This is a genomic window from Psychrobacter proteolyticus (assembly GCF_039762275.1).
GTDB lineage: Bacteria > Pseudomonadota > Gammaproteobacteria > Pseudomonadales > Moraxellaceae > Psychrobacter > Psychrobacter proteolyticus_C.
Genome location: NZ_JBDLOB010000002.1, coordinates 415308 through 430679, shown reverse-complemented (window position 1 = coordinate 430679; position 15372 = coordinate 415308). Strand labels below are relative to the sequence as shown.

At 40.9% G+C, this 15372-nt stretch carries 12 protein-coding genes; 10 read left to right on the top strand and 2 right to left on the bottom strand.

Annotated elements, in window-relative coordinates; all coding sequences use genetic code 11:
- The first annotated feature begins 36 nt into the window (after window positions 1-36).
- Together ABFV72_RS04875 and ABFV72_RS04870 are read left to right on the top strand one after the other, a co-directional pair.
- The gene (locus ABFV72_RS04875) at window positions 37-1179 is read left to right on the top strand and encodes a hypothetical protein (RefSeq protein ID WP_347162652.1); all 1143 of its coding nucleotides are present in this window, start codon (window positions 37-39) and stop codon (window positions 1177-1179) included.
- A gap of 92 nt (window positions 1180-1271) precedes the next feature.
- Window positions 1272-3188, top strand: coding sequence for a polysaccharide pyruvyl transferase family protein (locus ABFV72_RS04870; protein WP_347162651.1), 1917 nt, complete (start codon window positions 1272-1274; stop codon window positions 3186-3188).
- 49 nt (window positions 3189-3237) lie between these two features.
- Here the strand turns inward: ABFV72_RS04870 and ABFV72_RS04865 are convergent, their stop codons facing one another.
- Window positions 3238-4227 carry a hypothetical protein gene (locus ABFV72_RS04865; RefSeq protein ID WP_347162650.1) on the bottom strand — a complete coding sequence of 330 codons (990 nt, stop codon included), beginning with the start codon at window positions 4225-4227 and terminating at the stop codon, window positions 3238-3240.
- 145 nt (window positions 4228-4372) lie between these two features.
- Here ABFV72_RS04865 and galE point away from each other — a divergent pair, with 145 nt between their 5' ends.
- The 4 genes from galE to ABFV72_RS04845 all read left to right on the top strand — a co-directional run bounded on the left by galE (window position 4373) and on the right by ABFV72_RS04845 (window position 9494).
- On the top strand, window positions 4373-5434 hold the full coding sequence (galE, locus tag ABFV72_RS04860) for a UDP-glucose 4-epimerase GalE (protein ID WP_347162649.1): 1062 nt from the start codon (window positions 4373-4375) through the stop codon (window positions 5432-5434).
- A 69-nt stretch (window positions 5435-5503) separates the two neighbouring features.
- A complete protein-coding gene (locus tag ABFV72_RS04855) occupies window positions 5504-6388 on the top strand; it encodes a UTP--glucose-1-phosphate uridylyltransferase (protein ID WP_347162648.1) in 885 nt (294 codons plus the stop codon).
- Window positions 6389-6391: 3 nt separating this feature from the next.
- On the top strand, window positions 6392-8071 hold the full coding sequence (gene pgi, locus ABFV72_RS04850; protein ID WP_347162647.1) for a glucose-6-phosphate isomerase: 1680 nt from the start codon (window positions 6392-6394) through the stop codon (window positions 8069-8071).
- Between the two features lie 37 nt (window positions 8072-8108).
- Window positions 8109-9494 carry a UDP-glucose/GDP-mannose dehydrogenase family protein gene (locus ABFV72_RS04845; RefSeq protein WP_347162646.1) on the top strand — a complete coding sequence of 462 codons (1386 nt, stop codon included), beginning with the start codon at window positions 8109-8111 and terminating at the stop codon, window positions 9492-9494.
- Between the two features lie 102 nt (window positions 9495-9596).
- Here the strand turns inward: ABFV72_RS04845 and ABFV72_RS04840 are convergent, their stop codons facing one another.
- Window positions 9597-11084 (bottom strand): phosphomannomutase CpsG, encoded by a 1488-nt coding sequence (locus ABFV72_RS04840; protein ID WP_347162645.1) that lies wholly within the window; start codon window positions 11082-11084, stop codon window positions 9597-9599.
- Window positions 11085-11223: 139 nt separating this feature from the next.
- Here ABFV72_RS04840 and mazG point away from each other — a divergent pair, with 139 nt between their 5' ends.
- From mazG to folK, 4 genes are all read left to right on the top strand, one after another.
- A complete protein-coding gene (mazG, locus tag ABFV72_RS04835) occupies window positions 11224-12090 on the top strand; it encodes a nucleoside triphosphate pyrophosphohydrolase (RefSeq protein ID WP_347162644.1) in 867 nt (288 codons plus the stop codon).
- Window positions 12074-12448: a ComEA family DNA-binding protein gene (locus ABFV72_RS04830; RefSeq protein WP_347162643.1), complete on the top strand. Its 375-nt coding sequence runs from the start codon at window positions 12074-12076 to the stop codon at window positions 12446-12448. The genes mazG and ABFV72_RS04830 overlap by 17 nt, the downstream gene beginning before the upstream one ends.
- A 166-nt stretch (window positions 12449-12614) precedes the next feature.
- Window positions 12615-14843, top strand: a complete 2229-nt coding sequence (pcnB, locus tag ABFV72_RS04825) for a polynucleotide adenylyltransferase PcnB (protein ID WP_347162642.1) — start codon at window positions 12615-12617, stop codon at window positions 14841-14843.
- A 1-nt stretch (window position 14844) separates the two neighbouring features.
- Window positions 14845-15366 (top strand): 2-amino-4-hydroxy-6-hydroxymethyldihydropteridine diphosphokinase, encoded by a 522-nt coding sequence (gene folK, locus ABFV72_RS04820; RefSeq protein WP_347162641.1) that lies wholly within the window; start codon window positions 14845-14847, stop codon window positions 15364-15366.
- Window positions 15367-15372 lie beyond the last annotated feature (6 nt).

The following is a 15372-nucleotide window of genomic DNA, read 5'->3' as shown; positions in this document are numbered from 1 at the left end:
AAGGCTTTATGATTAGTGATAAGGATAAATAGTAGTATGAGTAGTAATCTCTATTATATTTATATTGATACAAAGATACAGGGAGCTATAGATCAGTTACTAAGTTATTTTCAATCAAATGTTTTCAATGCTAATTCATGCATTGCTATTTATGCAAAATATTATAAAGAGAATTATAAAGTAATTTCAAAGTTATTTGAAAATCATAATATTCGTTATAAATTTATCAAGAAATATTCAGATATTTCATTCGAAGATAATAAAGTAGTTTTTTATTTATTTAATGCTCAATCTAATTGTCGTATGGTTGCTTTTAGAAATGTATCACATGTATTTATTACACATGGTGAAAGTAATAAAAAATCCTCTGTCAAACCAATAGTTCGTATCTATGATCATGTTATAACATCTGGTCAAGTTGGTATTGATAGATACTTAAAAGCGGGTCTGTTTACTGAATCTGATATAGAAGATAATAGAGTTATTAGATTGGGCAGTACCTTTGTAGGACAGAACAACTATTTTTATGAAAAAGAGAGTCGTACTTTATTGTATGCACCTACATGGGAAGGGGGGGTTCCAGATGAAAACTTTTCCTCGATTTCAGACAGGATCAAAGATCTACTAGCCAAAGTTATCAAGAATAATAGTGTTGAGAAAGTTATTATTCAGAAACATCCAAACCTAGGCCATCGAGATAAAAGCTATATATCTGCTTTGAACAATATTATATTAATTCTTGTTCAAAGTGGTATAAAGGTTTCTATAATTAGCAGTAAAGCATCTCTTAAAGAGAAATTAAAAGCTTTGCATGTTGGATTTAAATATATCTCTCCAAATAGAAGAACTAATGTATCACATGCAATAACTGATATTTCAGCAATGGAAGTGCAGCTTTTAGTGAAGAACATACCGACTATGGTAGTAGCAAATGAGCACAGATATAAAGAGTTAATAATTCCTAAAATAATGAAAACATATTATTTAGGCAGTATGTTTTATTTAGATGGTAATAGTAATCAGATGACATTTAATAGTCCCGAATCTATTTCTTCTTATGTGGAAAGTTACCATGAAGAGTTTTTAGAAAATTTAAGTTTTGAAAAAAGAATTGAGTGGTTATGTGAGTATGTTCAATCGTTAAAATGGCTAAGTTATAAAAATAGACATATTATTTAGTATTCTTGTTAGAAACAATAAGATGTTCGAATGTTTATTTTATATTTTATAATACTATTTAAATAATTTTAAATATCGTGGATGATGTTGTCATGAAAAACGTAGATGAAAAAATTGATGAGCTTAATAAACTGCTACAGAAGAATGAATACGATAAAGTGATTGAGAATGCCAACTTTATAATACAAGGGGATGGTCTATCAAATGATATTGTTAATTACAATATTCTTTTTAATACTGGGCATGCCTATAAAAACCTGGCTCAATACGATGAATCTAAGATTCAGTTTGATTTGTTAATACAAAGATTTCCTGAAAAGTATCAAGGTTTTGAAGGGTTAGTTAATATTGCTCAGCATCAACAAGACTGGAATAAGGTGATTGAGCATGCCGTAGTTTTTCAGAAGAAGTTTCCTGATATGTGGCACTCTTACTGGTGGCTTGGGCAAGCTTACAAGAATTTAGGTAAATATAAAGAAGCAGTAGTTCAATTTAATATTCTATTAGATAGATTTCCCAAGAAGCATCAAGGGCTTGAAGGTCTAGTTAATGTTTCTCAGCATCGAAAACACTGGAATAAAGTTATTGAGCGTGCATTAGTTTTCCAAAGTAAGTTCCCTACTTTATGGCATTCTTATTGGTGGCTCGGGCAGGCTTACAAAAACACTGCTCAGTATGATAAAGCTAATGTACAATTCGACCTACTAATGCTGAAGTTTCCAAAAAGACATCAAGGGTTAAAAGGTCAAATTACAGTTTATCAAAGTCTAAATGATTGGGAAAAAGTTGTTGAGTTGGCTCAAAAACTAATTGCATTATACCCAGATCTATGGATAGGTTATTGGTATCTAGGTGAAGCTTATTTCAATATGAAAAGGTATGATGCAGCCTTGGAGCCCCTTGAGATACTTCAAGAAAAATCACCAAGTCATATTTTAGGTATAAACTTTTATGTTAATACGCTTAGCAAGATAGGACGTCTTGATGAAGCTAAAAGATATTCAGAAAATAAAATAAAAGATTTGCCAACTAAAAGAAGCCTTAAAGATAACTACGTTAAACTATTTTCAAATACGGTTTATCAGAAAAATAGTTTTGCTCAAAATTCCAAACCGTTTTTTATTGAGGGCTCATATAAAATTAATGATAATGATATCACTGAGAAACCAATCTTAAAAACGTTCTGGTGGGATGCTAAACCAAATTTTGGTGACTGGATTGGACCATTATTAATAAACAATATTTTTGATATTGAATGTGTAAACATGAGAAACAAGAGTGCGGATCATGTGCTATATACAGTTGGTTCTGTAGTGCAAATGACAGAGTATCAACCACATCGTAATATAAAGATATGGGGTTCTGGATTAATTAGACCTTTAGATACAGGAAAATCTTCTAAGATTTTCGAAAAGCTAAACGATACAAGTGTTATATCCCTCAGAGGGAAATTAACATATCAAGAGCTCGCCAAGCACATAAATATTAAAGAGGAAGAAATATCTTTTGGAGATCCTGCGCTTTTATTACCCAGAGTGTATGAACCGAAAGTTGATAAAAGTGCAAATAAAGATATTTGTATTGTTCCTCATTATGTGCATAAATATTATTTTCTCTCAGAAAAGAGCTTAATGGAAAATTTTAATGTTGTAGATGTTCAGACTACTCCCGCTAACGTTATTAATCAAATAGCATCGTCGAAAGTCTGCATTTCGTCATCGTTACATGGAGTTATTATTGCCCAAGCATATGGTATACCTTGGATTTGGTTAAAAATAGAAGATGATCTTTTAACTCGTGATCAACATCAAGACTTCAAATTTTTTGATTTCTTTTCTGTAATGGACTTTCCAGATAGGTTCAGCAAACTATCAATTTATACTAAAGATATTAATATCAAAAATATCAATATTGCTGCAAAAACAGCTAAATTAATGGAAATGTCGAGTAACTTCAACGATATGATAGAAGATTTAAATGGCTTTATACACGAAAAGGCAATGTTGTAGAAATAGCTTTTTCTAATAATAGTATGATGCCGAGTAAGTTAGAAGATTATTAATATAAAAGTTGGTAAATGAATACTAGATATAACCATTGAGGTGTTATTAAGCTCTTTTTGACGTGTATTTGATTCTGATTAATCAATGCTAAGCTTCTGTAAAAAGGTCGCCCTAACACGGTGACCTTTTTGCCTCTTAATAATGCCTCAAGTCCACCTAACGACGTAATCGTATAGACATGATCGATAGTCTCTAATGCATCGACCAAATGAATAGATTGAGTAAGGATAAGGCAATCTAGCTCGATAAGTGTACTAACAATGTCAGGGTTGTCTAACGTCATTGGATGTGGTTTGACGATTATCTGAGCGTCAGCACTTTCTTTGATTGCCTTCTTCACTACATCAAGTAAAGTAATACCCTCACCGCCACCGTATTTCAGTGAGTCATCAAGTGGTACTTGACCTAATACCAGAATACGTTCTTTATTCTTAGTACCATATATTGGTGCGACATCGACATAAGGTTGATGATTATATTTGCTCACTCTATGCGATACATAATAATCAAGCATCTCTTGTGCTAGCACCTCATCATAGTTATCTTGCTCAAAGTCAAAATTTGCAATGAGGTCTGTCAGATCGTTTGGTCGCGTTGTGTCAAAATATGGCGCTTGGCTATCCATTACAATAGATAACGGTGGCATGCTGCTATCATCATCAGGACCTGAACGGATAAAACCATCTTCTAAGAAAAAAATATCTAAACCTTGCTCGCGGACATACTCAATAAAGTATTGGGGCGCTTTATATCCCCAAATATAGATGACAGGATTTACCTTTTGGATAAAAGGTTTGAGCCAAAGATTAAAATACTGCTTATCAAAATGTCGTTGTATTTGTACATGTGCCGACTCAAACACCCATTCGTTGACGATATCTTTCCATGGCAGCATACCAACCACTAGCGCCAAACGCTGGTTAGGGTAGCGATAGTGTTTATAGTAACCTGACAATAGTGGCTTTAAGTAGTTATTGAATTTCATGAAGTAGGCGACGGCTTGGGCTGGTAGCGAAAAATTGGATATATATTATTAATATATTTACGTTGGCAATGTATTATAGTTCCCAGTATAGTTGCATTTATGAGCAAAGACGAATAACTAATTCATAAAGTAACGGATCGATGTTATGAAGAATAAAATATTAGTTACTGGCGGTGCTGGATATATCGGTTCCCATACTTGTATAGCACTACATGAAGCAGGCTATGATATTGTTGTATACGATAACTTATCCAATAGTAGCCGTGAAGCGATTGACCGTCTCTCTATTCTTATTGGACAGACAGTTGAGTTTATCGAAGGGGATATACGAGATTCTGAGTTACTGAGAGAAGTCTTTGCTTCGCACAAATTCTTTGGCGTGATTCACTTTGCTGGGTTAAAAGCAGTTGGAGAGTCAGTAGCAAAGCCATTGCTGTATTACAATAACAACGTTAGCGGTACCATCACATTATTAGAAGTTATGGCAGAATATAATATTAAAAATATAGTTTTTTCATCATCTGCCACTGTCTATGGTGATCCTGAATCCTTACCCATCGATGAGAGCTCGAAGCGCTCTTGTACCAATCCTTATGGACAAAGTAAGCTGACCGTTGAGCATATATTAGAAGACCTAGCTGTGTCTGATGACAGCTGGAATCTGATTGCTCTTAGATACTTTAATCCAGTAGGCGCGCATCCATCAGGACAAATTGGCGAAGATCCAAATGATATTCCTAACAACTTGATGCCTTATATTTCTCAAGTGGCCGTCGGCAAACTTGATAAGCTCAGTATCTTTGGTAATGACTATCCTACTGTCGATGGAACAGGTGTCCGTGACTTTATTCATGTCACTGATTTGGCGCAAGGTCACGTGTCTGCACTAAATTATCTAAATAAACAAACCAGACCAAATGAAGGTGGTACGGCAAAAAAGAACTCAGTAGGCTTTTTACCTATTAATTTAGGCACTGGCAAAGGTACTTCTGTATTAGAATTGGTATCTGCATTTTCTGATATATCTGGTCAGAGCATTCCTTATCAGTTTGCAGAACGTCGTGCAGGGGATATCGCCAGTTGCTATGCCAGTGCCGATAAAGCGAAAACCCTGTTAGGGTGGCAAGCTGAATTATCGATTGCTGATATGTGTCGAAATACATGGCGTTGGCAGAGCATGAACCCGAATGGATACAATGTATCTTGATACTTGTTAAGTTATCATCGTTTATCTACTACCTTATTCTCACTTAACTTTTGAAACAGTCTTATTTATATGAAAAAAATCACTCACGCTGTTATTCCTGTCGCAGGCTTTGGTACTCGTATGTTGCCATTGTCGAAATCTGTGCCAAAAGAGTTATTGCCGCTTGGCAATCGCCCTGCTATTCACTACGTGGTCGAAGAGGCTATCGCTGCGGGTATTAAGCATATTGTCTTGGTCGGTCATGCGCAAAAAAGCGCGATTGAAAATTATTTTGATATCAATGCGGAGTTGGACAATCAATTGCGTCATAAAGGCAAGGATAAGCTGGCTGATAGCTTAAATTGGTTGCCAGAAGATGTGACGGTATCGATGATACGCCAAGGTAAAGCGTTAGGTTTGGGACATGCGGTACTGGCAGCGCGACCAATCATTGGTGAGCATGACTTTGCCGTATTGTTACCTGATGTCGTACTTGATCCATTTACCACTAACATGTCAGCTGATAATTTGGCCTTTATGCTAGATGCCTTTTCTACAGATGGTCATTCACAGATATTGGTCGATCAGGTAGCAGATGAAGATGTGCATAAATACGGTATTGCTCAACTAGATGAAAAGCTCAGCAATACTAATGAGATTGATGAAGAAATAAATACTAATGCTAGCTTTAAAGTGGCTGGTTTTGTGGAAAAGCCCAACTTAGCTGCTGCTCCTTCAAATCTGGCTGTGGTAGGACGCTATGTATTTAGTAACCATATCTTTGATTACTTAGCCAATACTAAAGCATCTGTCGGTGGTGAGATTCAGCTGACAGATGCGATTGATGCGCTCATTAGTGAATATGGTGTCCATGTCACAACTATGCGCGGCAATAGCTACGATGCAGGCGATATGCGCTCGTATATGCAGGCGTTCATCTACTTTGCCGAACAGCAATTAGCAGATGATGAATAGCTGATGAATGAGATAAAGGGCGACAAGGCATATAGTAGTGCTCGACATTCTAAATACTGGCAGCAACTACAAACGCTTGCAAAGCATCCATGGTCGCTTGCACAGCTATTCTCGCAAGATGATAAGCGTGCCAAGCATTTTAGCGTGCAGGCTGGTGCGCTGTATATGGATTTTAGTAAGCAACGTATTGATCAGACAGTATTGTCTAATTTGCTAAGTTTGGCCGATAGTTGTGAGCTGGATGCTCGTATTGATTCATTACTGCAAGGGGTGATGGTAAATACCAGCGAGCAGCGTGCTGCATTGCACACAGCATTACGATTGCCAGAGACAGCGACATTACAAGTCGATGGACAAAATATTGTCGATGATGTACATCATAGTTTGGCACAAGTAGCACGCCTATCTGAGCGTGTGCGCAATGGCACATGGCGCGGGTTTTCGGGCAAGGCAATTACAGATGTTGTCAATATCGGGGTTGGCGGTTCTGATCTAGGCCCACTCATGGCGACTACAGCGCTCGACGAATGGGCAAATACCAGTATTGAAGTGCATTTTGTCTCCAATATGGACGGCACTCAGCTTGATAATTTGCTCAAGCATTTAAATCCTGAGACCACACTATTTATTATCTCTTCCAAATCCTTTGGTACGGTTGATACTTTATCAAATGCTAAGACAGCATTATCTTGGCTACTTGCAACAGCAAAACTCCGTGCAGGCACAGAAGATAGTGTATTGCGTCGACACTTTATCGGCATTTCAGCCAATAGCGAAAAAATGAGTGCTTGGGGAATTCATCCTGAACATCAGTTGCAGCTTTGGGAGTGGGTCGGCGGTCGCTTTTCTTTATGGTCGGCGATTGGCCTTGCCATTGCTATTCGTATCGGTATGAATGGCTTTAAGGCTTTATTAAGTGGTGCTCATAGTATGGATGAGCATTTTGCACAAGCTGACTTTGCCGACAATTTACCCGTACTGTTAGGCTTGCTAGCTGTTTGGAACAGTACTTTTTTACAAGTAAATGCGCATACCGTATTGCCTTATGACGGTCGATTGGGATATTTACCCAGCTATTTAACCCAGTTAGAGATGGAGAGTAACGGTAAGTCTGTTACTCGGAACGGGGATCATATTGACTATGATACGTGTCCAATTCTATGGGGTGAAATTGGCTCAAATGCACAACATGCATTCTATCAGCTGCTACACCAAGGCACGCAGCAGGTTTCCTGTGACTTTATCGCTTGTGTACGTCGCTACGGTGATGAGGCGCGAAACTCCTCATTGCAACAACAGCATGAATTGTCTTTAGCGAATTGTCTGGCGCAAAGTCGAGTGTTGGCATTTGGCAATGCTGCTGTGACAGATCTGGTCGATCCACAGACAGTTTCCGAAGCAGACAAATATAAGTATTACCGTGGGAATCAACCGTCAACCACATTACTGATTGATGAGCTGACGCCGCATAGCTTAGGCGCATTGATAGCGCTCTACGAGCATAAGGTCTATGTCATGGCCAGTATTTGGGATATCAATCCGTTTGATCAATGGGGCGTCGAGATGGGCAAGCAAATGGCAGACTCCGTACACCATGCTATGCAGCATATCCAGCAAGACTCTCAAGGTCAATTTGATACGTCTACTGACCAATTACTACAGCGTATCAAACAGCTGTCCTAGCGATAATGGTGTGTCAATAATATAGGAAAGCACGCTCATGGAAACGGCTTTAGATGGTAGCCATATGAATAAATATAACAATAAATCTGAACCAAACCAATTAACTGACTCTACAGTTTGTGTGCTTATTGGTCACAGTATAGAGGCGATTACCAGTGCAGTGGTGCTGGCAAGTCTCGGTCAGTGTGTGCATCTTTACGCAGACAAGGCGCTACTGACGCAGCAGATACAACAGTATAGTTTTGAGCATCATCTGCAAGCGCTATGGCAAATGTATGAGCAGCAGCAGGCCATTATCAGTAAGGAATTACCTGTTAGTGCCGATATACTAATAAAAGGCTATGAAGCAGCTGGTCATAACGAAACTGATGCTCAAAATACTTTGACGCTTTATTGGTTGTTTTTAGACAGTGTCAAGCTAGCATGGACAGAAGACAGTTGGATTACCGCGTTTAATCAAAGCCATCAGCAGGCGCTACCTATAATTATGAGCGGCATTGAGCAATTAGGCCATGTAGCCGATTTGGCTCAGCGTTTACAGCGTGCTTGGGTCTACTATGTGCCATTTGTATTCTTACAAGATGGCGATGCGTATAGCTCGATGTTGAATCCTTCGTTATGGCTACTGGGTGAAAAGACAGCAAGTAGCAGCCAGCACTTGAATATACTGAAGCCTTTGATGCAGCACGCACGCGCTACTCATCATGCTGATATCGCAACGATAGAGTTTGCTCGCAGTAGTATCATGGCGATGCTAGCAACCAGAGTAAGCTTTATGAATGAAATGTCACGTTTGGCTGATAGTCAAAACGTCGATATCAGTCAAGTCAGTCGCATTATGGGATTGGATGAGCGGGTAGGGAGCAGTTATTTAAAAGCAGGGTGGGGCTTCGGTGGTAATACTTTGCCCACTGAGCTGGCTAAATTGCAACAGTCAAGCCGCACACACAGTTTGGATATGCCTTTATTACAATCTATTGTGCATATCAATGAAGACCAAAAAGAGCTGATATTCCGTAAATTCTGGCAATATTTTGATGGTTTTATCGATAATAAAACGGTCATGATTTGGGGCGGTAGTTATAAATCAGGTTCAGGACGTACCGCTGGTTCAGCTATCCATCCGTTGTTAGCATTACTGTGGTCTTATAATATTCGCACACTGGTTTATAGCGATAAGGCACAGCATGAGCTTGCCGAACTTTATCAGCAACAGCCATTGCTTGAGCTTATTACTAGTCCCTATCAACAGCTTTGCGATACCCATGCTATTTTCATCATTAGTTGGTCACCGCGAGATCAATTAGATATTGGCAAAATCAATCAACAAGCCATGCCAGTATTTGATGCGCAAAATGCCCTGACACGCTCACAAATTAATAGCTTAGTAGGTGACTATATGGGTATTGGTCGAACTAAATAGTTTGATTTGAGGTTTTCTGTGTACAGAAAAAAGGCTCGCTAATACTCATTAGCGAGCCTTTTTCGACTGACAGTCAGAACTGTTTCTAATGGGTTAATGACTTTATGCTGGTACAGCACCTTGCGTTGCTAGCCATTGTTGAATGTCTTGAGTTTTAGCAGCCAGTAACGGTTGATCACCGCGACTTTCGATATTCAATCTGATAAGCGGCTCGGTATTCGATGCACGCAGATTGAAGCGCCAGTCACCAAAATTCAGACTGAGACCATCGAGTGTTGATTTATTTGGATTCTGTGAACTAAACTTCTCTTCAATAGCATCGATGATAGCTGGTGCGTCATAGGTTGTAAGACGGAAGTTTAGCTCACCTGAGCTAGGATAGGCAGCAATATAGCCTGTGACCAATTCTGATAAGGTTTTACTGGTGATAGACAACAGCTCAATGGTCAACAACCATGGAATCATGCCACTATCGCAATAGAAGAAGTCTCGGAAATAATGATGGGCGGACATTTCACCGCCATATATGGCACCTGAGTCCCGCATGACTTGCTTGATAAATGAATGTCCAGATTTACTAATGACAGCCTTACCATTATGTTCTTCTACCACTGCTTCGGTGTTATAAATCACTCGTGGATCATAGACGATTGACTCGCTTGGGTATTTGTTCAAAAATGCTTGAGCGAGCATACCAACGATATAGCTACCATCGATAAATTCGCCATGTTCATCGAATAGGAAGCAGCGATCAAAGTCACCATCAAAAGCAATACCAAGATCAGCATTATTTTCCAAAACGGCTTGCTGGGTAGCCACTCTATTGGCTTCAATCATTGGATTGGGGATGCCGTTAGGGAAGCTACCATCCGGAGTATGATGCAATTTAATCACTTCAATCGGTGCATCTGCTTGTGCTAATTTATCAACTAATAAATCGACCACAGGACCTGCACTACCATTGCCTGAATTAACGACCAGTTTGAGTGGTTTTAGTTTATCAGTATCGATAAAAGTCATAACATGATTGATGTACGCGCTTTTATCCGTCAATAACCGCAATTTGCCTGATTGATTATCCGTAGTGAACTGCCCAGATTCTGCCAGTGCTTGAATCTCTGCCAAACCATCATCAGCGCTGATTGGTTTTGAATGTTCTTTAACCAGTTTTAGGCCATTATAATTGATAGGGTTATGACTGGCAGTTACTTCGATACCACCTAACGCCTGATAGTGACTGGTAGCAAAATATACTTCTTCCGTACCACTCATGCCCAAATCAATAACATCAACGCCTGCATCAACGATGCCTTTGATAGCGGCTTGTTTTAATTGCTCACTAGAGTGGCGAATATCACTACCGATAACGATAGCAGGTTTTAGAGTTGCTACATCATCGGCTTGGGTTTGAGCCGCTGCCTGATAACGCTGATACAAAATCTGTGCAAACGCGCGCCCGATACGGTAGGCGATCTCTTCATCGAGATTGACCCCAAGCTCACCCCGAATGTCATAGGCCTTAAATGAGCTGATAGTAATAGGGTCGAATTTTGCGGCTGGTTGATAGCTGGTAGTCGCAGAAGTGAGCATAATGATAAAATTCCTCGCGCATGAGCGGTGGTAAAATGAAAAACGTCAGTAGCACAATTATAAGCCAAGCTGTGTTCAATGATACACTAACTATTAGACGAATCAGCAAACAACATATAAAACGATAAGAGCCGCCCTTATGAGTATTTCAGACAATAAAATTACCGTGCCTAAGCCTGTACAAGGAACGCCAGACGCCACTGGCCAGCTTGATGATTTGTTAGCGTTGATGGCACGACTAAGGGCAGACTGTCCGTGGGACAAAAAGCAAACCAATCATAGCCTTATTCCGTATGCCATTGAAGAGGCTTACGAGCTAGGCGAAGCGGTACAAAGCGACGATGATGAAGACATCAAAGGTGAGCTTGGCGATGTGCTGCTGCAAGTGGTGTTTCATTGTCAGATGTATGCGGAGCAAGGGCGCTTTGATATGAGCGATGTTATCAGTACTTTGCAAGAGAAGCTGGTTCGCCGTCATCCACATGTGTTTGAAGCTGAAACGCTCAAAGACGATGCGGCAGTAAAAGTACGCTGGGACGAAATCAAGCTTGAGGAGCAGCAGGCACGCGAAGCACGTGGTAAATCAAAGCGTCGCTTAGATCAAGTCAAAGCGGGTAGCGCTTTGATGCAGGCGCAAGATGTACAAAAGCAAGCGTCAAAGTTGGGTTTTGATTGGGAAGGTATTGCAGGTGCCGTAGATAAGTTAGACGAAGAGATTGCTGAGCTAAAACATGAGCTAACAGATAAGTCTACAGCTGAGGTCAAAGCTAACATCAGAGAGGTCGAAAAGGAGTTAGGCGACTGTATGTTTGCACTCGTGAACGTTGCACGTAAACTAAACCTTGATGCAGAAGCGGCTACCTTAACTTGCGTGCACAAGTTTAAGTCACGCTTTGGTTATATTGAGGAGCAGCTAGAATTCGCTGGCAAGCGTCTTGAAGACAGCGATATAACAGAAATGGATGCACTGTGGGAAGCGGCGAAACAGCATGAACGCTCATCGTAAATTTTCACTTGTCAGCTTACTGACGACCACAGTTTTTAGTCTCCTATTGTCTGTGGTCGCACTCAATAACGCCAATGCAGATCCTTGTTTTGACGACCCTAAACGTGCCTATGAGTATTTAATCGCAAAAGAAAAAGCTATCACACAAGCGCGTGAGCAGAAAGTCATCAATATCAATCGAGCCAATGAAGGAGAGCTGGTTTCGTTAGATGGTATCGGCAGCAGTAAAGCGCAGGCAATAATTTTATATCGTGATATATTTGGCGATTTTAAGACAGTGGATGAGCTGGCAAAGGTGAAAGGCATTGGCGCAAAAACGGTCGAGAAAAACCAAAGACGTTTAAGCGTGCGCGATTAATGAGGGTGTTTTGCATTAATTAACCCCAATATTGACAAAATAGCATGTAAGTAAATGTCATAACACCCCCAGTAGGTCCAAAATTTGTTAAACTAGCGGGTACATCCGCCTGATAAACGCTGTGTTATTCAGGGGTAGTTAAAGAATACCGGCGAGGAGTAGATGCATGGCCGAGCGTGCCGCCAAGCAGTTAGAACTGAACAAATCTGAATTACCCAATTCCATTACTGAAGTGATTGCCACATTGACCCGTGCTGGGTTTGATGCGTATATCGTTGGTGGTGGTGTGCGCGATACTTTATTAGGTCTGCGCCCGAAAGACTTTGATGCCGTCACCGATGCCAAGCCACATGAGATTAAAGATGTCTTTGGTAAGCGCTGCCGCATTATCGGTCGCCGCTTCCAGTTAGCGCATGTGTATTCAGGTCGCGAGTTGATTGAAGTTGCTACTTTCCGTGGTCCACCAACCAGTGATGCTAATACCAATCAAGACGGTATGATTCTGCGCGACAATGTTTGGGGCGATATCCAACAAGATTTCTCCCGTCGCGACTTCTCTATTAATGCGCTTTATTATCAACCGCTCAAAGGCATCGTTCATGATTTCTGCGGCGCGCTTGATGATATTGATAAAAGAATCATTCGTCTATTGGGCAATGCGCCAGTACGTATCGAAGAAGATCCTGTGCGCTTGCTCCGTGCCTTACGTTTCAAGGCCAAGTTGGGTTTTGAGTTTGATGAAGCGTTGTCTGCTCAATTTAATGACGGAAACTGGGCGCTGCTTGAGCAAATATCACCGCATCGTCTCTATGATGAAACGCAAAAGATGTTTACTGGTGGCTATTTAGTACCCCTATTGCCATTATTGTTTGAATCAGGTGCGATTGATAGTCTCATTATCTATCCACCATCTGAGCCAAGCTCTTTAGTCAATCAGGTAGCTATCAATACTGATAAGCGTATTGCAGCGGGCAAGAGTATCAACCCTGCGTTCTTCTATGCTGCCTTACTGTGGGAAAATTACCTACATCAATTAGCAAAAGCCAAGAAACGCAATATGCCGTTCGCCGAAGCGCAAATGCATGCTGCTGGTAAAGTCATAGACCGTCAGCGTATCAAAACCGCTATTCCAAAATTTGCTGAGCAATTTATCCGTGATATCTGGATATTGCAGCCGAAACTTGCAGCCCCACGTAGCAAGCAAATCGTTCAGCTATCTGAGCATCCGCGCTTCCGTGCTGGCTTTGACTTTTTGTTATTGCGTGAGCAATGTGGCGATGCTGAGCATCCGCTATCAGAGTCAACCAATGATATGGGTGACTGGTGGCAGACGTATCAAACATTGTCTGAACAAGGGCAGCAGCAAGCGATTGATGAGTTTGATGAAAATATTCGCCGAGGTGCTTATAAAAAAGGGCAACGTGGTCGCGGACGTAATCGTCAAGAATCAAAAACACAAACTACTGATAACGCAAAACCTAATCAGAATAGTACAAAGCAAAACAAAGCCGATGACTGTGCTGAAAAAGGTAGAAATGAGCAATCAATGGTAAATGATTCGTCAAATATTCCAGCCCGTCGCCGCCGCGCTGCCAGTCAATCTAAAGCTGGTCGCAATGACAGCGGCAGACACAACGTGCAGCAAGTAGAGCAAGACAATAACGAGCTTGCTCAGTTGCAGAAGTTGTCTCTTGCTAATAACAAACAATCGGCAAGTCAACAGGCAAAGCCTAAGCCGTTATTTGTTATCGAGCACGAGAATGTTGTGCCACCTTTACAGAAGCAACTGTCAGCTGACGATACGTCGAAGCGAAGCAAAGCACCTGTACGAAAGCAAGCATCAACCAATCAAGATGCACCAAAGCAAGCGGCTAAAGCTGAGCGCTCAAATAACGTTCAGCCGTCTAATACTAATCAGCCAGAAGCTCAAGCGTCAGCTAATCAGGCTAGACCAGTTCGCTCGATCGCAAGATCACCTGCATTAGTCAGTATGAATAACGAGCCGATCCCGCATAAGCGTCGCCGTCGTCAACCTACTGTAGATAGTGCGAGCAATATCGAAGTACAAGGCAATAGCGATGCGAAGGGTAGTAATAGCAAAGCACAATCAGCAGCGAAGTATGCGAAAAAAGCGCCTAAACCTGCAGTTGAATCCACTGCTAAAAGCGATACTAAAAGCGTAAAGGAAGTAGCTAGCAAGACAGTAGATAGCAAAGACGCTACAAAAACTGCTGCACCTGCGAGAGCCAAGAAATCGGTGAAAGCAACTACTGCAAAGGCTGCTAAAGCGAAGCAAGATACGAATGATCAGATACCTGCTATAAAAGTAACTGATAACAAAGGCCCTGTACCATCAAAGCGCCGCCGCCGTCAGCCTAGTACTGAAAGCGCATAATATGGATAACAGTACAGATAATAGTAACTGGGTTACCTGTTATGTGGGCTTGGGTAGCAACCTCGCTAATGAGCTAGGTTCGCCTGCCGATCATTTGCAGCAGGCGCTTGCAGTAATGCGAGCACATGAGCAAGTACGTGAAGTAAGTGTCTCTTCTTTTTACGCTTCAGCACCGATGGGGCCACAAGACCAGCCTGATTTTGTCAATGCAGTAGCTGGTTTTGAGACGACACTTACCCCTTATGAACTGCTTGCTTTTTGTCAGCAGTTAGAGAGCATGGCTAAGCGAGCACGTTTGCGCCGTTGGGGTGAACGTAGTCTAGATGTTGATATTTTACTATACGGCGAGACACAGATTATTGATCCAACACTGACAATACCGCACGCTGGTTTAAGTGAGCGCAATTTTGTCTTAATACCACTGCGAGAGGTGGCATCAAATTTAACCATCGCAGGTAAGTCGATAAGTGACTATGCACAAAGTCGTGACTGGACAGGTTTAACATTACTATCAAGCGATTGATTATAA

Excerpts from the sequence above, each read along its gene's own strand:
- ABFV72_RS04875 (WP_347162652.1), top strand. The coding sequence starts at position 37 with ATGAGTAGTAATCTCTATTATATTTATATTGATACAAAGATACAGGGA.
- ABFV72_RS04870 (WP_347162651.1), top strand. The coding sequence starts at position 1,272 with ATGAAAAACGTAGATGAAAAAATTGATGAGCTTAATAAACTGCTACAG.
- ABFV72_RS04865 (WP_347162650.1), bottom strand. The coding sequence starts at position 4,227 with ATGAAATTCAATAACTACTTAAAGCCACTATTGTCAGGTTACTATAAA.
- galE (WP_347162649.1), top strand. The coding sequence starts at position 4,373 with ATGAAGAATAAAATATTAGTTACTGGCGGTGCTGGATATATCGGTTCC.
- ABFV72_RS04855 (WP_347162648.1), top strand. The coding sequence starts at position 5,504 with ATGAAAAAAATCACTCACGCTGTTATTCCTGTCGCAGGCTTTGGTACT.
- pgi (WP_347162647.1), top strand. The coding sequence starts at position 6,392 with ATGAATGAGATAAAGGGCGACAAGGCATATAGTAGTGCTCGACATTCT.
- ABFV72_RS04845 (WP_347162646.1), top strand. The coding sequence starts at position 8,109 with ATGGAAACGGCTTTAGATGGTAGCCATATGAATAAATATAACAATAAA.
- ABFV72_RS04840 (WP_347162645.1), bottom strand. The coding sequence starts at position 11,084 with ATGCTCACTTCTGCGACTACCAGCTATCAACCAGCCGCAAAATTCGAC.
- mazG (WP_347162644.1), top strand. The coding sequence starts at position 11,224 with ATGAGTATTTCAGACAATAAAATTACCGTGCCTAAGCCTGTACAAGGA.
- ABFV72_RS04830 (WP_347162643.1), top strand. The coding sequence starts at position 12,074 with ATGAACGCTCATCGTAAATTTTCACTTGTCAGCTTACTGACGACCACA.
- pcnB (WP_347162642.1), top strand. The coding sequence starts at position 12,615 with ATGGCCGAGCGTGCCGCCAAGCAGTTAGAACTGAACAAATCTGAATTA.
- folK (WP_347162641.1), top strand. The coding sequence starts at position 14,845 with ATGGATAACAGTACAGATAATAGTAACTGGGTTACCTGTTATGTGGGC.